The 17127-nt window shown below is 64.5% G+C and carries 17 protein-coding genes; 16 read left to right on the top strand and 1 reads right to left on the bottom strand.

Annotation, left to right across the window (positions count from 1 at the left end):
- Positions 1 to 17: 17 nt before the first annotated feature.
- From CCA01S_RS10225 to napH, 11 genes are all read left to right on the top strand, one after another.
- On the top strand, positions 18 to 971 hold the full coding sequence (locus tag CCA01S_RS10225) for an acetamidase/formamidase family protein (protein WP_066457899.1): 954 nt from the start codon (positions 18 to 20) through the stop codon (positions 969 to 971).
- Between the two features lie 344 nt (positions 972 to 1315).
- A complete protein-coding gene (locus tag CCA01S_RS10230; protein ID WP_066457901.1) occupies positions 1316 to 1633 on the top strand; it encodes an EthD family reductase in 318 nt (105 codons plus the stop codon).
- A gap of 41 nt (positions 1634 to 1674) precedes the next feature.
- The gene (locus CCA01S_RS10235) at positions 1675 to 2061 is read left to right on the top strand and encodes a carboxymuconolactone decarboxylase family protein (protein WP_066457910.1); all 387 of its coding nucleotides are present in this window, start codon (positions 1675 to 1677) and stop codon (positions 2059 to 2061) included.
- A gap of 12 nt (positions 2062 to 2073) precedes the next feature.
- On the top strand, positions 2074 to 2961 hold the full coding sequence (locus CCA01S_RS10240) for an NAD(P)-dependent oxidoreductase (protein ID WP_066458061.1): 888 nt from the start codon (positions 2074 to 2076) through the stop codon (positions 2959 to 2961).
- 67 nt (positions 2962 to 3028) lie between these two features.
- The gene (locus CCA01S_RS10245; RefSeq protein ID WP_066457913.1) at positions 3029 to 4189 is read left to right on the top strand and encodes an ABC transporter substrate-binding protein; all 1161 of its coding nucleotides are present in this window, start codon (positions 3029 to 3031) and stop codon (positions 4187 to 4189) included.
- Between the two features lie 13 nt (positions 4190 to 4202).
- On the top strand, positions 4203 to 5075 hold the full coding sequence (locus CCA01S_RS10250; protein WP_066457918.1) for a branched-chain amino acid ABC transporter permease: 873 nt from the start codon (positions 4203 to 4205) through the stop codon (positions 5073 to 5075).
- Positions 5072 to 6022 carry a branched-chain amino acid ABC transporter permease gene (locus CCA01S_RS10255; RefSeq protein WP_066457921.1) on the top strand — a complete coding sequence of 317 codons (951 nt, stop codon included), beginning with the start codon at positions 5072 to 5074 and terminating at the stop codon, positions 6020 to 6022. Before CCA01S_RS10250 ends, CCA01S_RS10255 begins: the two co-directional genes overlap by 4 nt.
- Entirely contained in the window at positions 6019 to 6816 is a 798-nt protein-coding gene (locus CCA01S_RS10260; protein ID WP_066457933.1) for an ABC transporter ATP-binding protein, read from the top strand. The genes CCA01S_RS10255 and CCA01S_RS10260 overlap by 4 nt, the downstream gene beginning before the upstream one ends.
- Positions 6803 to 7504, top strand: coding sequence for an ABC transporter ATP-binding protein (locus CCA01S_RS10265; RefSeq protein WP_066457935.1), 702 nt, complete (start codon positions 6803 to 6805; stop codon positions 7502 to 7504). The genes CCA01S_RS10260 and CCA01S_RS10265 overlap by 14 nt, the downstream gene beginning before the upstream one ends.
- 82 nt (positions 7505 to 7586) lie before the next feature.
- Positions 7587 to 8207 (top strand): MauM/NapG family ferredoxin-type protein, encoded by a 621-nt coding sequence (locus tag CCA01S_RS10270; protein ID WP_084386681.1) that lies wholly within the window; start codon positions 7587 to 7589, stop codon positions 8205 to 8207.
- Positions 8197 to 9060, top strand: a complete 864-nt coding sequence (napH, locus tag CCA01S_RS10275; protein ID WP_066457938.1) for a quinol dehydrogenase ferredoxin subunit NapH — start codon at positions 8197 to 8199, stop codon at positions 9058 to 9060. Before CCA01S_RS10270 ends, napH begins: the two co-directional genes overlap by 11 nt.
- A gap of 99 nt (positions 9061 to 9159) precedes the next feature.
- Here napH and CCA01S_RS10280 read toward each other — a convergent pair whose 3' ends face one another.
- The gene (locus CCA01S_RS10280; RefSeq protein ID WP_232305065.1) at positions 9160 to 9681 is read right to left on the bottom strand and encodes a MarR family winged helix-turn-helix transcriptional regulator; all 522 of its coding nucleotides are present in this window, start codon (positions 9679 to 9681) and stop codon (positions 9160 to 9162) included.
- A 133-nt stretch (positions 9682 to 9814) separates the two neighbouring features.
- Between CCA01S_RS10280 and CCA01S_RS10285 the strand changes: the two genes are divergently transcribed.
- The 5 genes from CCA01S_RS10285 (at position 9815) to CCA01S_RS10305 (ending at position 17047) form a co-directional block, all read left to right on the top strand.
- On the top strand, positions 9815 to 12106 hold the full coding sequence (locus CCA01S_RS10285) for a thiamine pyrophosphate-dependent enzyme (RefSeq protein WP_066457940.1): 2292 nt from the start codon (positions 9815 to 9817) through the stop codon (positions 12104 to 12106).
- 68 nt (positions 12107 to 12174) lie between these two features.
- Complete coding sequence (locus CCA01S_RS10290) at positions 12175 to 13731, top strand: indolepyruvate oxidoreductase subunit beta family protein (protein ID WP_066457946.1); 1557 nt, start codon at positions 12175 to 12177, stop codon at positions 13729 to 13731.
- A 70-nt stretch (positions 13732 to 13801) separates the two neighbouring features.
- Complete coding sequence (locus tag CCA01S_RS10295) at positions 13802 to 14968, top strand: thiolase family protein (protein WP_066457948.1); 1167 nt, start codon at positions 13802 to 13804, stop codon at positions 14966 to 14968.
- Positions 14965 to 16221 carry an SDR family NAD(P)-dependent oxidoreductase gene (locus tag CCA01S_RS10300; protein WP_066457951.1) on the top strand — a complete coding sequence of 419 codons (1257 nt, stop codon included), beginning with the start codon at positions 14965 to 14967 and terminating at the stop codon, positions 16219 to 16221. The genes CCA01S_RS10295 and CCA01S_RS10300 overlap by 4 nt, the downstream gene beginning before the upstream one ends.
- 19 nt (positions 16222 to 16240) lie before the next feature.
- The gene (locus CCA01S_RS10305) at positions 16241 to 17047 is read left to right on the top strand and encodes a cyclase family protein (protein WP_066457953.1); all 807 of its coding nucleotides are present in this window, start codon (positions 16241 to 16243) and stop codon (positions 17045 to 17047) included.
- Positions 17048 to 17127: the final 80 nt, after the last annotated feature.

Here is a 17127-nt window from a genome sequence, read left to right on the forward strand (position 1 = left end):
CTTGCCACATTGAAACCATGACACAACATATTCTGAAAGCCAGCGAACAGACCGTCCACGTCGGGGTGATCGACCGCGCCTTTGCGCCGGTGCTCGACATCGATGCCGGAGACGAGGTGGTGCTCGATACCTGGGGCATGTGGGGGCACGCCATCAAGCCGGGCGACAGTTTCGAGCACATCATGCAGGTGCGCCAGGCCCACGCCGGGCGCGGGCCGCACAGTCTGACCGGGCCGATTGCCGTGCGCGGGGCGCGGGCGGGCGGCCTGCTGCGCGTGGACATCCTCGATCTGCAGCTGGGTGACTATGGCTTCAATCTGATCACGCCGCCGCCTAAAAGCCGTGGTCTGCTGGCCGGTGAATTTCCCCAGGGCGAGGTGCGGCACTTCGTCTTTGACCTCGATCGCATGGAAACCGAGTTTCTGCCCGGCATGCGCCTGCCCCTGCGCCCTTTTCTGGGCATCATGGGGGTGGCGCCCGCCGCCGAGGGGCCGCACATCTCGTCGGTGCCGGGCGAATTTGGCGGCAACATCGATTGCCCCGACCTCGTGGCAGGCACCACGCTGCTGCTGCCGATCTGGGTGGATCAGGCCCTGTTCTACACGGGCGACGCCCACGCCATGCAGGGCTGCGGCGAGGTCTGCCAGACGGCGCTGGAAACCAGCATGAAGCGCGTGCATCTGCGCTTTGGGGTGGAACCACAGCGCTGCCTGGATCGACCACACGCGATGACGCCCGAGCACCTCATCACCCTGGGGTTTCACGCCGATTTGCGCGAGGCGGCCACGCAGGCGGTGGCCGACATGGTCAGCTGGCTGGCGCACGACTACGGCCTGAGCCGCTCGGACGCGTATTCCCTGTGCTCGCTGCAGGCCGATCTGATGATCACGCAGGCCGTGAACGGCAATAACGGCGTACACGCGCGCCTGAGCCGCCGTTTGCTGGCTGGTTTGAAATCACCCGGAGCCTGAAAGCAGCCGATTGCATGGCTTCGGCAGGGCGGTGGGCGGGCGGTGCACGCCAGAACATCTTTCGGTGCACACGTAGACAATTGTCCCCGCTCTTTCATGCTTAAGATATCGATACATCAAGAGGTATTGCGGAAGACCCCTCACGAGCTCAGCAGAGCCGTCTTCCGCGCATCAGGCCATTGACGACACATGGCCTCCGCGGCCAGCCCTGTGCATAGACGCAAGACGCAAGCACGGGCGCGCCACCATCGACAGCCGCATCCGGATCGAACGGATCCGTATTGCGCCGACTGCCTCGACATTCAAGCCAATTTGGATGCCCGTTTTTCCAGCAGGAGTCATTTATGAACCCTTGGAAGCTGCTCGTCCTTTATTCGCCACCCGCCTCTCCCGACGAGTTTCGCCGACATTATGTCGAAGTGCATTTGCCGCTGGTGGCGGGGCTGCCCGGCCTGCTTGCCAGTCACTATTCTTTCGACGTCCGGACTGCTGACGCGTCGTCCCCTTATTTCTGCATTTGGCAGGGAGATTTCGAGAGCGCGGAGGCCATTGTGGCGGCCATGCAGTCGCCTCAGGGGCAAAAGGTGCAAGCCGATGCGGCAGCGATGGCGACGGGCGGGATTGTGATCATGCAATATCAAGCAAGGCTCGCCGCCCTCTGATGATGATCGTCCAACTTTACATAAAGTGAGAGAGGTTGAAAATGGATCAGAAAGATGCATTGTATGAAGCTGGCCTGAAGGTACGCCACGACATGTTTGGTGTGGCGCAGACCGATGAAGCGATCAAGGGCGCATCGGATTTCACCCGGCCCATGCAAGAGATCGTGACCCGGTATTGTTTCGGAGAAGTGTGGAATCGGCCCTTGCTCGATCGCAAGATGCGCAGCCTGCTCACCTTGGCCATTCTCGCCTCCATCGGCAAGCCCAACCAGATCAAAGTCCATGTCAAGGGCGCCCTGGCCAATGGCGTTTCGGAGGATGAAATCCGTGAGGTCTTCCTGCACGTGATGATTTATGCGGGCGTACCGGCTGCCGTGGATGGCTTCTTGTATGCCTCGGAGGTCTTGAAAGAGGCCGCACAGGGCTGATTGGAGAAAGACATGGAGCGCATAGGCTTTATCGGGATTGGCCACATGGGGTGGCCGATGGCGGCAAATTTGGCGCAGGCCGGATATCACGTGAGCGTATTCGATACGGATGCGGCGAGAGCGGCCGATTTCGCCGCGCAGTTTCAGGCAGTGGCGGTTGAGATGCCGGTGGGGCTGGCGCAGGCTGATATCGTCATCACGATGCTGCCCAATGGGCAGATCGTACAGGATGCCCTGAGCCAGGGGGGCGCGGAATCACTCATGGCTCGCCTGGCGCCCGGTGCCGTCGTGGTGGATATGAGTTCGTCGGCACCCATGGGCACCCGGCAGCTGGGCGGTGAGCTGGCCCGGCGCAACATCGGCCTGGTCGATGCGCCGGTGTCTGGCGGGGTGGCCCGGGCACAAACGGGCGAACTCACCATCATGTATGGCGCCGACGACCCGCAGGCCGTGCAGCGCGTCTTGCCGGTGTTGAACGTCATGGGCGCGAAGCTTTTCAGCGTCGGCGGCCTTGGCTGTGGGCACGCCATGAAGGCACTGAACAATTACGTGGCGTCAGCCACCTTTGCCGCCACGACCGAGGCCCTGGATGTCGGGACGAAGTTTGGCTTGTCCGCCGATGTCATGGTGGATGTGTTGAATGTTTCCACGGGGCGCAATTTTCATACCGATCTGGTGTTCAAACAGCACGTCTTGAATGGCAAATTTGGCGTGGGTTTTGCCATCGGGCTGCTTGCCAAGGACGTGCGGATTGCTGCGGATCTGGCAGAAGCTCTGCACAAGACCGCGCCCTTGCTGCATCTGATGGAAGACCGCTGGGATCAGGCCCGCGATGCGCGCGGGGCGACCCAGGATTTTTCGGCGGCGTACCTGGCCTGGACAGAGCAAAACGGTTCCTGACGCGACAGGCGAAATATTCAATAGCCACAGATTCAAGAGCCACAGGCCATCAATCAGGAGACAAATCATGAAATTCATTGCTTCTCTGAAGCTATGCTCAGCCGCCGCGTTCATGGTGTTTGCCGGGCAGGTCAGCCAGGCAGCAGAACCCATCGCCATCGGCACGGTGCTGTCGGTCACGGGGCCGGCCTCGTACATAGGCGAGCCCGAAGCCAAGACGTTGAAACTGTACGTCGATCGGATCAATGCGGAAGGCGGCGTGTTGGGGCGCCCTTTGAAGCTGGTTGTCTATGACGATGTCAGTGATGCCAACAAGGCGCGCACGTTTGCCACTCGGCTGGTGGAAAGCGACCATGTCGTCGCCATGGTGGGGGGCTCGACGACCGGCACGACCATGGCCATGATCCCGGTCTTTCAGCGCGCCAAGATTCCTTTCATGTCGCTGGCCGGCAGCGTCAATATCATCGAACCGGTCAAAAAAGAAATCTTCAAAAGCCCGCATACGGATCGCATGGCCTGTGAGCGGGTGTTCGAAGACATGAAGGCGCGCGGTTTGACCAAGATCGCCCTCATTGCCGGTACGGATGGCTTTGGCATTTCCATGCGGGAACAATGTAAAAAGGTGGTCACAAACTACGGCATTTCGCTGGTCTCTGACGAGACCTACGGCGCGCAGGATACCGACATGACGCCGCAGCTGACCAAGATCAAGGCCACGCCGGGCGTACAGGCAATTTTCAATACGGGGGCTTCTGGGCAGGGGCCAGCCATCCTGACGCGCAACTATGGGCAGTTGGGCATGCAGAGCATTCCCCTCTATCAAAACAACGGCGTTGCCTCAAAGGACTACATCAAATTGTCGGGCCAGGCGTCGGAAGGTGTGCGCTTGCCTGTGCCCGCCTTGCTGGTGGCTTCGAAGCTGCCGGATAGCGATCCGCAGAAAAACGTGCTGATCAGTTATACGGACACGTACCAGAAGGCCTACTCGGAACCCGTCTCGGCGTTTGGCGGTGGTGCCTATGATGGGTTGATGATGGTGGTCGATGCCATCAAGGCGGCGAAAAGCGCCGCGCCGGATGCAATCCGCGACGCGCTTGAAAAGACCGACGGCTTTATCGGGACGGCGGGTATCGTGCACATGTCGCCCACGGATCACCTGGGCTTGTCCACCAAGGCCTTCAAGCTGGTTGAAGTGAAGGCGGGCGACTGGTCTTTGGTGGGTCAATAAAAGGGGGACGACCATGTCGGAGTTGCTGCAGTTCGTGCTCGCGGGGCTGACGGTCGGTGCGGTGTATGCCATTGTTGCCATCGGCTTCACCCTGATTTACGCGGCGTCCGACGTGGTGAACTTCGCGCAGGGCGAGTTTGTCATGATCGGCGGCATGGTGACGGCTTTTCTGGTGGCTGGCGGCTGGCCCGTGTGGCTGGCGGCGGCGCTCTCCGTCCTGGTTGCCGTGGTCGTGGGCGTCGCGCTGCAAAAGCTGGCGCTCGAGCGCGCCCGCGGGGCCGATCCGGTGACGCTGATCATCGTCACGTTGGGTGCCTCGGTCTTTATCAAAGGGGTGGCGGGGCTGATTTTCGACAAACGTTTTCATAGCCTGCCGGGCGAGTTCGGGCGCGAGCCTATCAAGGTGCTGGGCGCTTCGGTGCTGCCGCAAAGCCTGGTCGTGCTGTTGTGCGCGCTTGCCATGTTTTGCGTGCTTTGGCTCTTCCTCGACAAGACGCTGCCCGGCAAGGCCATGCGGGCCAGCGCTGCCAACCGTCTGGCCGCAACCCTGGTCGGCATCAATGTGTCGTTCAGCGTCCTGCTGGCCTTCGTCGTTTCAGCGGCGTTCGGTGCGCTCGCGGGGGTATTGATCACACCCATCACGCTGACGCGTTACGACATCGGGGTGACGCTGGCGCTCAAGGGGTTTTGCGCCGCCATTTTCGGCGGGCTGGGCAGCCCGATCGGTGCGGTGGTGGGCGGGCTGGCTCTGGGCCTGCTCGAGGCACTGGCGGCGGGCTATCTCACGTCCACCTACAAGGATGGCGTGGCCTTTATCGTGCTGATTCTCGTGTTGCTGGTGATGCCGCACGGGCTGATGGGCAGCCGCAGCGTGGAGCGCGTATGAAAAACGTCAACATGCCGTCGCTGCAGGTGCGCGCATTTGCGGTGCTGGCCCTCGTGATGATCATGGTGCCCGCCTTTGCCAGCTCCGAATACATTTTGCGCGTGGTGGCGCTGGTGTGGATCACGGCGGTGGCCGCCGTCGGCTTGCAGATTCTGATGGGGATGGCCGGCCAGATCAGTTTGGGCCACGCCGGGTTTTTTGGGATCGGTGCCTATGTGACGGCCATTCTGCCCACCCGCTATGGCTTTCCGCCCATCGTCGCGGTGTTGCTCGGGGTGCTGGCGAGCATGTTGGTCGCGTGGCTGATCGGCAAGCCCATCTTGCGTTTGCGCGGCCATTACCTGGCAATTGCCACGCTCGGCTTCTCTCTGCTGGTGGGGCTGGTGGCAACGGGCGAGGCGGCCTTGACGGGCGGGCCGGACGGTATGGACGTGCAGCCCTTGCAGGTGGGGGCTTTCGATCTGGTCTCGACGCGCGTGTGGTACTGGATCAGTTGCGCCGTCCTGTTGCTGTGCACCTGGGTGGCCACGGTGCTGCGCCATAGCCCGACCGGGCGCGCCCTGCGTGCCATTTTGGGCAGCGAGGTGGCGGCGGCCAGCATGGGGGTGGATGTGGCGCGCCGCAAGCTGCAGGCCTTCGTCATTGCCGCCACTTTTGCCGCCCTGGCGGGCAGCATGCTGGCACTCATGAATGGTTTCATTACGCCGGATGTGGTGAGCTTCATGATGTCCGTCGAGTTTCTGGCCATGGTCATGATCGGGGGCGCGGCTTCGGCGTTCGGTGCGATTGTCGGCGCCGGGCTGCTGACCTTGATGCCCCAGGTGCTTGCCTCTTTCTATGATTATCAGGATGCGGTGATCGGCCTGGTCATCATGCTCTCGATGATCTTCCTGCGCCGTGGCATCGTGCCCACGCTGTCCCATTATTTTTCCCAGAGGCGGCGATGAACACAGCGCTCGAGGTTCGTGATCTGTCCGTGAGTTTCGGTGGCGTCGCCGCAGTGCAGGGGGTGTCTTTCTGCGCGCGATCCGGCGAGGTGCTGTCGATCATTGGCCCCAACGGGGCGGGGAAGACCACGGTGTTCAACATGATATCGGGCATCTATCGGCCGGATGCCGGGCGCATCAACCTGCACGGGGCGGATGTGAGCGGCGTGCCCGCTTTCCGGCTGGCCCGCAGCGGCTTGTCGCGCACCTTCCAGAACATTCAGATTCTGGCGGATCAGACCGTCCTGGACAATGTGTCGATCGGGCGGTGCCGGTGGGAACACACGTCGCTGCTCGCGGATCTCTTTCGCTTTCCGTCCGTGGTGGCGCAAAATGAAGAAACCCGGCGAAAGTCGCTCATGGCCCTGGATGCTGTAGGCTTGGCGCAGCAGGCCGACGTGTTGGCTGCCAATCTGCCCTATGGCGATCTCAAGCGGCTGGAAATTGCGCGAGCCATGGCGAGCGAGCCGACCGTGCTGTTGCTCGATGAACCAGCGGCGGGGTGCAACGCCGTTGAAACCGACGCCATCAATGACGTCATACGCAAATTCGTTGCGGCGGACGCGAGGCGCGCCGTCGTGCTGATCGAGCACGACATGAAGATGGTCATGGCCATTTCCAACCAGATCGTGGTCTTGAACCAGGGGCAGGTTCTGGCGTGCGGCTCTCCGGCAGAAGTCCGTGGCGACGAGCGGGTCGTGGAGGCTTATCTTGGGGTACAAAGCGCGGAGGATGCCGCCCATGCTGCAGATTGACCATCTCCATACGTTTTACGGGCGCGTGCCGATTCTGAAAGACGTCAATATGACGATTTCGCAAGGAGAGGTCGTAGCGCTTCTGGGGGCGAACGGCGCGGGGAAAACCACCCTGCTGCGCGTGCTGTCCGGCCTGGTGCCGATTGCCTCTGGCCGTGTGCTGTTCGAGGGCGAGCCGCTGGACAGCGTGAAGCCCTATTTGCGCATCGGCCAGGGCATTGCGCACGCCCCCGAGGGGCGGCAGGTGTTCGGCACCCTTACCGTCGAGGAAAACTTGCGGCTGGGTGGCTACCGTCGGCACGATGGTGAGCTTGCCGCCGATCTGGCCGCTGTATACGGGCTCTTTCCCGTGCTCGAAGAAATGCGTCGGCGAACCGCGCGCGATCTCTCCGGAGGCCAGCAGCAGATGCTGGCCATCGGCCGTGCCATGATGGGGCGTCCCCGACTGCTTTTGCTGGATGAGCCCTCGCTTGGCCTGGCACCGCTGATGATCGCGCAAATTTTCGCCGTGATCGGGTCGCTGCGCGAGCGGGGCGTGACGATCCTGGTGGTAGAGCAGAATGCGGCTGCCGCGCTGGCGATTGCCGACCGTGGCTATGTGCTGGAAACCGGGCGCGTCATGCATTCTGGCAGCGGCAAGGCCTTGCTGGGCGACCAGGCCGTGCGAGCCGCTTATCTGGGCATATGAACACATACGGGCGCCCTGTTCGATGGCGGGGTGCCCGGCAGTCATCAGCCGCTGGCACGTGGGCCGCGGGCAGGAGTTCAACATGGCGCAATCTCGTTTTACCCGACGCTGTTTCGTGCAGACGGGGCTCTGCGGCCTGGTGGTCGGGGCGGGGGCGACGCTGCCGCTGTTCGACCTGGCGCGCGAGGCCCGGGCGCAGGTCTGGGTGCGGCCCCCGGGGGCGCTGGCCGAGCCCGATTTCCTGGCCGCCTGCATTCGCTGCGGCCTGTGCGTGCAGGCCTGTCCCTTTGAAACCCTGCAGCTGTTCGAGCTGAACGGCAGCGCCGACGCGGGCACACCGTACTTCGTCGCACGCTCGGTGCCCTGCGAAATGTGCACCGACATCCCCTGCCTGCAGGCCTGCCCCACGGGGGCGCTCAGCCCGGCGCTCAGCGATATCCGCGAGGCCGATATGGGCGTGGCGGTGGTCAGCCATCCCGACCTCTGCAACAGCATGATCGGCCTGGCCTATTGCGACAGCTGTTTTCGGGCCTGCCCGCTGCAGGGCGAGGCCATCCACATGGCGTATGGCGAGACCGGTCTGGGGGGCATGTTCACGCCCGTGGTCGATCCCGACGTCTGTACCGGCTGCGGCAAGTGTGAACACGCGTGCGTGGCACAGCCCGATGCCGCCATCCGCGTGGTGCCCAGCCATGCTGCGTAGGCTGCTGCACCGGCGCCATTATTTGCTGGCGCGCCGCCTGGCGCAAGCGGCGGTGCTGCTGGGTTTCGTCGTGGGTCCCTGGTTCGGGCTGCCGGTGGCGCACGGCACGCTGGCCAGCAGCCGCTGGTTTGGCGCCATCAGTCTTTCCGATCCGCTGGTGGTGCTGCAAAGCGTGCTGGCCGGCCACCCGCTGGCACACGGGGCGCTGACGGGCGTCGTGCTGGTGGCGGCCTTTTATGCCGTGGCGGGCGGGCGGCTGTTTTGCGGCTGGGTGTGCCCCGTCAACCTGGTGACGGATGCCGCCCAGGGGTTGCGCCGCCGCCTGGGCTGGCGCAAGGCCAGCGTGCTGCGCATCGACAAGCGCCTGCGCTATGCGGTGCTGGGGGCGGTGCTGCTGGGCAGCCTGCTGGGCGGCGTCATCGTCTGGGAAACCATCAACCCCATCAACCTGATCGTGCGTTCGCTGGTGTTTGGGCTCTGGCTGGGTGGGCTGATCGCGCTGCTGGCCATTTTCCTGTTCGATTTTCTGCTGCTGAGCAACGGCTGGTGCGGGCACATCTGCCCGGTGGGGGTGTTCTACGGCCAACTGGGGCGCGCCAGCGTGGTGCGTGTGGCGGCCGACAAGCGCGATGCCTGCAACAGTTGTGGCGATTGTTTCAACTACTGCCCCGAGCCCCAGGTCATCAGCCCTGCGCTGCGGGGCATTGGCGGGCACGATGTCTTCATCCAGGAGCCCGATTGCCTGCGCTGCGGGCGTTGCATCGACGTCTGCGAGCAGCAGGTGTTTTCCTTTGCCGTGGGGCACGTCACTTTGCGCCGGGACAGCCGACCCAGCCAGGATGGCCCCGAATGAGCCAGAGCGGGCCGGGGTGAGCGGATATCCGCTGGGGCGTCGGCAGGTGCGGTGTTGCCGGGTGAGCCGCCCGGATCGACCGGACGGATGACCGGCGTTTCAGATCGGGTCGTCGTCGATGAACGAATAGCCCGCGTGCAGGCGGATGATTTCGCGCAGCGTGTCTTTCAGGGCTTCGGCGCGCACCAGGCCAAAGGGCTGCAGTACCTGGCGCTCGTGTTCGCGGGCCAGGCCGATGAGTTCGCTGACGGTTTCCTGGCCCAACGGCGTGATGCCTACCAGGGTGATGCGCCGGTCGGTATCGTGCGGCAGGCGCCGCACCTGGCCGCGTTCTTCCATGCGATCCAGCAGGCGCGTGAGGGTGGGCTGCTTCATGACCGTCATCTCGGCCAGCACGCCCACGCTGATGGCGCGCCCGTTGGCGAGCGACGCCATCACCCGCCATTCCGAGACCGAAAACCCGTGCTGCCGCACGACCCGGTGAAATTCGTCCGAAATCAGCTGGCTGGCCAGCGCCAATAGGGCGGGCAGATAGTCGTGCACGAAGTGGTGGGCCGGCGCGCCATCGGCGGCAAGCGGTGCGCCCGGGGCGGGCGTTTGGTCTTGTGGGATGCTCATCATGTGCGAGATTCTAAGCTCAGCCGACCAGCTATTAGGGTAATTCATGATTTTAAATTAATTTATAACTAAACATACTTGCCCCATCTGTTATCCACCATTGCACAGGCCTGTGTCCGGGGTCGGGAGCATCGTCATGGCTGAACGGTCATTCGTTGAAGAAGTAAAAAAACTGCGTCTGGGCGCCGGCGAGGTCTTTCGCGGCGAGGGCATTCTGGCTATTACCAAGGCGCTGCTCGAATCGGGCGTGGGCTACGTGGCAGGTTACCAGGGTGCGCCCATTTCGCACCTGATGGACGTGCTGGCCGATGCGCAGGATATCCTGGCCGAGTACGGCGTGCGCTTTGAAAACAGCGCCAGCGAAGCCACGGCGGCGGCCACCCTGTCGGCGTCCGTCAATTACCCCTTGCGTGGCGCGGTCACCTTCAAGGCGACGGTGGGCACCAACGTGGCGTCCGATGCGTTGGCCAATCTGACCTCGGGTGGCGTCACCGGCGGCGCGCTGGTCATCGTGGGCGAAGACTATGGCGAAGGCTCGTCCATCATGCAAGAGCGCAGCCATGCCTTTGCCATGAAATCGCAAATGTGGCTGCTCGACCCGCGACCCAATCTGCCCAAGATCGTGCAGGCCGTGAAAGATGGCTTCGAACTGTCCGAAGCCAGCAATACGCCGGTGATGCTGCAGGTGCGCATCCGCTCGTGCCACCTGCATGGGCAGTTCGTCGCGTCCGACAACAAAGCCCCGGCATTCTCCGTGCGCGATGCCCTGGAAAACCCGGTGCGCGACGTCAGCCGCATCGTGCTGCCGCCCGCCAGCTTCGTCCACGAAAAAGAAAAGATCGAAAAACGCTGGCCAGCCGCGGTGCGCTTCATCCAAGAGCGCCAGCTCAACGAATTTTTCGCCGAAAAAGCCGCCGACGTGGGCATTGCCCTGCAGGGCGGGCTCTACAACACCGTCATTCGCGCGCTGCAGCGCCTGGGGCTGGCCGACGTTTATGGCGAATCGCAAATCCCGCTGTACGTGATGAACGTGGCGTACCCCCTGGTGGACGACGAGTTCGAGCGCTTCTGCCAGGATAAAAAGGCCTTGCTGGTACTCGAAGAAGGGCAGCCCAATTTCATCGAGCAGAACGTGGCGTCCATTTTGCTGCAGCGGCGCATCGGCGTCCGCCTGCATGGCAAGGACGTGCTGCCCATGGCGGGCGAGTATACGGCGGCGGTCGTGCGCGCCGGGCTCAAGGGCTTTCTAGAGCAATACGGCTGGTCGCTGCCGGGGGTGGCTGCCGAGGTGCCGCAGCCGCAGGTAACCGAGGTTTCCCGGGCTGCGCAACCCCAGCTGGCCGATGAAGCCACGCCAGCGGCTGCGCCCATTACTGTGCCCACGCACCTGTTGGCCGAAAGCGCCGAAGCGGTCGAAGTGGCCGGTGCCAACGACGAAGACATTCTGCCGCCCTTGAGCGACACCGTGTATCCGCGCCCGCCCGGGCTGTGCACCGGCTGCCCCGAGCGGCCCATCTTTTCGGCCATCCGCCTGGTCGAACGCGAGCTTGGGGTACACCACATCAGCGCCGACATCGGCTGTCAGCTGTTTTCCATTTTGCCGCCCTTCGACCTGGGCAACACCACCATGGGCTACGGCCTGGGCGGGGCCAGCGCCTCGGCGCTGAACGTGGCACCCGGCAGCGCCCCGGCCAACCGCCGGGCCATTTCCATCATGGGTGATGGCGGCTTCTGGCACAACGGCCTCACCAGCGGGGTGGCCAACTCGGTGTTCAACCAGAGCGACAACCTCACCATCATCGTGGACAACAACTACACGGCGGCCACGGGCGGACAAGACATTCTTTCCACGCACAACACGATCAATCCCACGCGCAGCACGGGGCACGAGATCGAAGACGCGGTGCGCGGCGTGGGGGTCAAATGGGTGCGTACCATCCGGCGCACCTACGACACCAAGGCCATGACCGCCGCCTTGCGCGAGGCGCTGACCACGCTGTCCAAGGGCCCCAAGGTGCTCATCGCCCAAAGCGAATGCATGCTCAACCGCCAGCGGCGCGAAAAGCCCCTGCGGCGCAAGGCCATCGCCGAAGGCAAGCGGGTAGTGCGCGAGCGCTTCGGCGTCGATCCCGACACCTGTACGGGCGATCACTCGTGCATCCGGCTGTCGGGCTGCCCCTCGCTCACCATCAAGGACAACCCCGATCCCTTGCGCCAGGAACCCATCACCGCAGTCGAAGACACGTGCGTGGGTTGCGGCCACTGCGGCGAGGTGGCGCACGCCGCCGTGCTGTGTCCCTCGTTCTACAAAGCCAGCATCATCAACAACCCTTCCGAATGGGACAAGCGCAAGCACCGCATGCGCACTGCCATCATCGGCTGGTTTCAGCGCGGCCTGGCGCGGCGCCGAGAGCGTCATGCGTTCTAACGTCTTCGATCCGGCCTTCGGCGGTTCGCGCACCGTCCGGGGGCGTGTCTTTGCTCAGGTGATTCACTATGTATTCTGAACCGATCAAGATTGCGATTCTGGCCATGGGCGGCGAAGGCGGCGGCGTGCTGGCCGACTGGATCGTCAATATGGGCGAGGAAAACGGCTGGTTCGCCCAGACCACATCCGTGCCAGGGGTGGCCCAGCGCACGGGCGCCACCATTTATTACGTCGAACTCTTTCCGGGGGCGGACGAGGCTGGCGCCCGTGTGCCGGTGCTGGCGCAGTCGCCCATGCCCGGCGATGTGGACATCGTGCTCGCCTCCGAATTGATGGAGGCCGGGCGCGCCGTGCAGCGCGGCTTCGTCACGCAAGACCGCACCACGCTCATTGCTTCCACCCACCGGGTGTACGCCATTGCCGAGAAATCGCACCTGGGCGATGGCCGGGTGGACAGCGACGCCCTGCACAAGCAGATTCGCCGCGCCGCCCGGCGCCTGGTCACCTTCAACATGGCGCAGACGGCCGAGCGCAACGGCAGCGTGGTGAGCGCCGTGCTGTTTGGCGCGCTCAGCGGCGCAGGCGTGCTGCCGTTCAACCGCGCGCAGTTCGAGGCCACTATCGAGCGTGGCGGCGTGGGGGTCAAGGCCAGCCTGGCGGCCTTTGCCGATGCCTTCGAGCAGGCGCGCCAGACGCAAAGCGAGGCCACGCGCCCCACCGTGCGGGCGCGCGACGGCGGGCCGGTGACCACGCCCGATGCCAAGCCCGCCTTGCCCGACCCTTCCGCCGTGGCGCCGCGCCATCCCAAGGTGGCCCGGCTGGTGGAACATGCGCGGGGCTATCCTGAAGACATCCAGTCCATCGTCATCGAGGGCATCCGCCGCTGCGTGGATTATCAAGATCCGGCCTATGGCCGCCTGTATCTGGATCGGCTCGATGCGCAGATGGCCGCGCCGGGCGGGCACGATAGCGAAATGATGCGCGAGATCGCCCGCCACCTGGCTTTGTGGATGACCTACGAAGACACCATCCGGGTGGCCGACCTCAAGATCCGTGGCAGCCGCTTCGAACGGGTGCAGACCGAAGTGCATGCCACCGACGGGCAGGTGCTGTCGATTTCCGAATACATGCACCCGCGCATTGAAGAAATCTGCGAGACCTTGCCCGCCGGGCTGGGACGCTGGCTGGCCAAGCCGCACGCCGTGCACCGCCTGGTGGCCTATTTCACCCGCGAAGGGCGGGTGGTCACCACCAGCTCGCTGGGCGGGTTCTTCCTGTTGTACGTGCTGGCGTGGTGGGGCCGCTGGCGCCGCGTGACGCTGCGCTACGCCATCGAGACGGCGCGCATCGAGGCGTGGCTCAAGCGCCTGCGCGACGCCGCGGCCATCGACCCGCGCCTGGCGCTGGAAGCGGCCAAATGTCAGACCCTGGTGCGCGGCTACAGCGACACGCACACGCGCGGCCTGCGCAATTTCGACGTCATCATGACGGTGCTCGAACGCCACGCCAAGGTGCTGGCGCCGGCCATTCTGCGTGAAATCCGCAATGCGGCGCTGGCCGACGAGCACGGGCGCTTTCTGCGCGATACCCTGGTGCGCCGGGGGTTTTCGATGGAGGGCGCCTGAGTGCGCGCGGTGATGAATTCATGGGGGTGGACGACGTGAACGGAATGAACGGTTTCAGGGGAGCGTGCTGATGGCCCGGATGGGATATGACGATGTCGCGGTGGCGGTGCCGGTCACCGTGCCGTACCAGCGCTTTTCAACCGAGGGCGCGCACTGGTTCATCGGCCAGGCGCTGCGCGGGCTCGTCGAGCGCAGCGGCGTGGCCAAAGCGCAGATCGACGGCCTGTGCCTGTCCAGCTTTTCGCTGGTGCCCGACACGGCCGTGGGCGTGACCCAGCACCTGGGCCTGTCGCCGCGCTGGCTGGATCACGTCCCCACGGGCGGGGCATCGGGTGTCATGTGCCTGCGGCGTGCGGCCCGAGCCGTACAGACGGGGGATGCCGACATCGTCGCCTGCGTGGCGGCCGACACCAATCACGTCGATTCTTTCCGCCAGACGCTGGGCGCGTTCAGCGATTTTTCGCGGGATGCCACCTATCCCTATGGCTCGGGTGGGCCGAACTCGGTCTTTGCCATGATCACGGCGCACTACATGCGCACGTTTGGCGCCCGGCGCGAAGACTTTGGCCGCATTGCCGTGGCCCAGCGCGACAACGCGCTGCGTAACCCCAATGCGCTGTTCAAGAAGCCGCTCACGCTCGACCAGTACATGGACGCGCGGCCCATTGCCGATCCGCTGCACCTGTTCGATTGCGTCATGCCGTGCGCCGGGGCCGAGGCCTTTCTGGTGATGAAGCAGCAGCGTGCCCGCGACCTGGGGCTGGATCATGCCCTGGTGCGCGGCGCCATCGAACGCCACAACGCGTTTTCCGACGATCCGGTGATGGTGTGCGGCGGCTGGCGCAAGGATCGTGACGACCTGTATGCGCAGGCCGGCGTGCAGCCCAAGGACATCGACGTGCTGCAGTCTTACGACGATTATCCGGTGATAGTGATGATGCAATTCGAAGACCTGGGCTTTTGCGCCAAGGGCGAAGGCCCCGAATTCGTGCGCAGCCAGACGCTGACCGTGGACGGCAGCTTCCCCAACAACACCAGCGGCGGCCAGCTGTCGGCGGGGCAGGCGGGGGCGGCGGGCGGCTTTATGGGGCTGACCGAAACCATTCGCCAGCTCACCGGCCAGGCGGGCGACCGCGCCGTGGCCGGGGCGCAGCTGGGCCTGGTGGCCGGCTTTGGCATGGTCACCTACGACCGCTGCCTGTGTACTGGCGCGGTGATCCTCGGAGGCAGCCAATGACCATGCCTTTGATGCGCCCCCCGCGCAAGAATCCGGTGCTGCGCACCCGGCAGATGAACCTGCCGCCCTGGGCGCGCGGCCGCGTGGCCCTGGGCATGACGGCGGCGGCAGCCGAGGGCCGCTTCGAGCTGCAGGTGTGCCAGGAATGCAGCACCGTGCAGTATCCGCCGCGCGCGGCTTGCCATCACTGCCTCTCGGCCCGGCTTGCCTGGCGCGCGCAGGATGGCGCGGGCGAGCTGCTTAGCGAAACCACGCTGCATCACAGCAACGATCTTTTTTTCCGCGAGCGCCTGCCCTGGCGCCTGGGTTTCGTGCGGCTGGATGCCGGGCCCACGGTCATGGTACACGTGCACGGCGACGTTGGCGCCACGCCGCAGCGCGTGCGCGTGGGCGCGCGGCTCGACCGCGCCGGGCAGGCGGTCCTGATTGCATTTCCGAAGGAAGGAAGCACGAATATGGCAGACGATCCGATGCTGCGTGAAATGGGTTGCGACCCCAAGTTCCGCAAGGTGCTGGTCACCGATGGCAAGACCCCCGTGGGGCAGGCCATCGTGCGCGCCGTGGTGGCCGCCGGGGCCGACCTGGTCTGGGTGGGCCACGCCGAGCCATGGAAAAACTACGGTGGCCTGGATGACATCACGGCCCTGCCGCAGGTGGCGCTCGTGCCGCTCGATCTCAGCGACAGCCGCAGCATCGTCGAGCAGGCGGGCTCCATTGGTGGCAAGGTGGACATCGTCATCAACAATGCCGAAGTGCACCGGGCCCATGGCATCGCCTCGCGGCGCGGCACCGACGTGGCGCGTTCCGAGATGGACATCAATTATTTCGGCCTGCTGCGCCTGGCGCAGGCTTTCGGCCCGGCGCTCAAGGGGCGTTCGGCCGACGGCACCACCAGCGCGACCGCCTGGGTCAACCTGCTGTCCATCTACGCCTTGTCCAACTTTCCCGCGCAGGGCACCTACAGCGCCAGCAAGGCTGCCGCCCATTCGCTGGCGCAGTGCCTGCGCGCCGAAATGACGCCGGCGGGCATTCGCGTCATCAATGTGTACCCGGGCCCGGTCGATGACGAGTGGAACCAGAACATGCCGCCGCCCAAGCTCAGCCCCCAGGCCCTGGCCAAGGCCATCGTCCAGGCCCTGAAAGAAGGGGTGGAAGACGTCTATCCCGGCGACGTGGCGCAAGAATGGCTGCAGCGCTGGCGCGACAACCCCAAGGTGCTGGAGCGCGAACTATCCATGAATCGTGGCGCCTGACGGCCCGGAGAATCACAGCATGACACATCCCACCGAACCGACGACTGGCGCCCAGGCCCTGCTGGGCTTTGCGCAGGCCCTGCTGGGGGGCGGCATCCGCGTCATCGACCTCACCCAGACGCTGACCCCCGACTTCCCGCAGATTGCCCTGCCGCCCGAGTTTGGCCAGTGCTGGCCGTTTCGCATCGAAGAAGTCTCCAAGTACGACGAGCGTGGGCCGGGCTGGTACTGGAACAACTTTTCCTGCGGCGAGCATACCGGCACGCACTTTGACGCCCCCATCCACTGGATTTCCGGGCGCGACCTGCCCAACAATTCGGTGGACACCATCCCGGTGCAGCATTTCGTCGCGCCCGCCTGCGTGCTCGATTGCTCGCCGCAGGTGAAAGACGACCCCGACTACCTGCTCACCATCCAGGACATCGAAGACTGGGAAGCCGCCCATGGCCGCATCCCGGCGGGCGCCTGGGTGCTGATGCGCACCGACTGGTCCAAGCGCAGCGACCCCGAGCAATACCAGAACTACGACGAGACTGGCCAGCATACGCCGGGGCCCAGCGCCGAGGCCGTGCGCTTTCTCATCGAACAGCGCGACGTGCTGGGGTTCGGCTCCGAGGCCATCGGGACTGATGCCGGGCAGGGCTACCACTTGCGCCCGCCGTATCCCTGCCACTACCTGATGCACGGCTCGGGACGCTACGGCCTGCAGTGCCTGTGCAACCTCGATCTGCTGCCGCCCGTGGGGGCCGTGCTCATTTGTCCGCCGCTCAAGATCCAGAAAGGCAGCGGCAGCCCCTTGCGCGTGCTGGCGCTGGTCGGGCAATAACGTTCACGACGCTTTGGGCATCCCGCATGTCCAAGGCGTCGCAGGCGTAAATGGCGGACGCCCCGTGTTGTATCGACGCC

The organism is Castellaniella caeni NBRC 101664 (assembly GCF_001592225.1).
In the GTDB taxonomy this organism is placed as follows: domain Bacteria; phylum Pseudomonadota; class Gammaproteobacteria; order Burkholderiales; family Burkholderiaceae_B; genus Castellaniella; species Castellaniella caeni.

Bases quoted from the DNA above. Each gene is read 5' to 3' on its own strand.
- CCA01S_RS10280 (WP_232305065.1), bottom strand. From the start codon at position 9,681: ATGATGAGCATCCCACAAGACCAAACGCCCGCCCCGGGCGCACCGCTT.
- CCA01S_RS10305 (WP_066457953.1), top strand. From the start codon at position 16,241: ATGACACATCCCACCGAACCGACGACTGGCGCCCAGGCCCTGCTGGGC.
- CCA01S_RS10285 (WP_066457940.1), top strand. From the start codon at position 9,815: ATGGCTGAACGGTCATTCGTTGAAGAAGTAAAAAAACTGCGTCTGGGC.
- CCA01S_RS10225 (WP_066457899.1), top strand. From the start codon at position 18: ATGACACAACATATTCTGAAAGCCAGCGAACAGACCGTCCACGTCGGG.
- CCA01S_RS10250 (WP_066457918.1), top strand. From the start codon at position 4,203: ATGTCGGAGTTGCTGCAGTTCGTGCTCGCGGGGCTGACGGTCGGTGCG.
- CCA01S_RS10265 (WP_066457935.1), top strand. From the start codon at position 6,803: ATGCTGCAGATTGACCATCTCCATACGTTTTACGGGCGCGTGCCGATT.
- CCA01S_RS10290 (WP_066457946.1), top strand. From the start codon at position 12,175: ATGTATTCTGAACCGATCAAGATTGCGATTCTGGCCATGGGCGGCGAA.
- CCA01S_RS10240 (WP_066458061.1), top strand. From the start codon at position 2,074: ATGGAGCGCATAGGCTTTATCGGGATTGGCCACATGGGGTGGCCGATG.
- CCA01S_RS10270 (WP_084386681.1), top strand. From the start codon at position 7,587: ATGGCGCAATCTCGTTTTACCCGACGCTGTTTCGTGCAGACGGGGCTC.
- CCA01S_RS10295 (WP_066457948.1), top strand. From the start codon at position 13,802: ATGGCCCGGATGGGATATGACGATGTCGCGGTGGCGGTGCCGGTCACC.
- CCA01S_RS10230 (WP_066457901.1), top strand. From the start codon at position 1,316: ATGAACCCTTGGAAGCTGCTCGTCCTTTATTCGCCACCCGCCTCTCCC.
- CCA01S_RS10300 (WP_066457951.1), top strand. From the start codon at position 14,965: ATGACCATGCCTTTGATGCGCCCCCCGCGCAAGAATCCGGTGCTGCGC.
- CCA01S_RS10245 (WP_066457913.1), top strand. From the start codon at position 3,029: ATGAAATTCATTGCTTCTCTGAAGCTATGCTCAGCCGCCGCGTTCATG.
- CCA01S_RS10260 (WP_066457933.1), top strand. From the start codon at position 6,019: ATGAACACAGCGCTCGAGGTTCGTGATCTGTCCGTGAGTTTCGGTGGC.
- CCA01S_RS10255 (WP_066457921.1), top strand. From the start codon at position 5,072: ATGAAAAACGTCAACATGCCGTCGCTGCAGGTGCGCGCATTTGCGGTG.
- CCA01S_RS10235 (WP_066457910.1), top strand. From the start codon at position 1,675: ATGGATCAGAAAGATGCATTGTATGAAGCTGGCCTGAAGGTACGCCAC.
- napH (WP_066457938.1), top strand. From the start codon at position 8,197: ATGCTGCGTAGGCTGCTGCACCGGCGCCATTATTTGCTGGCGCGCCGC.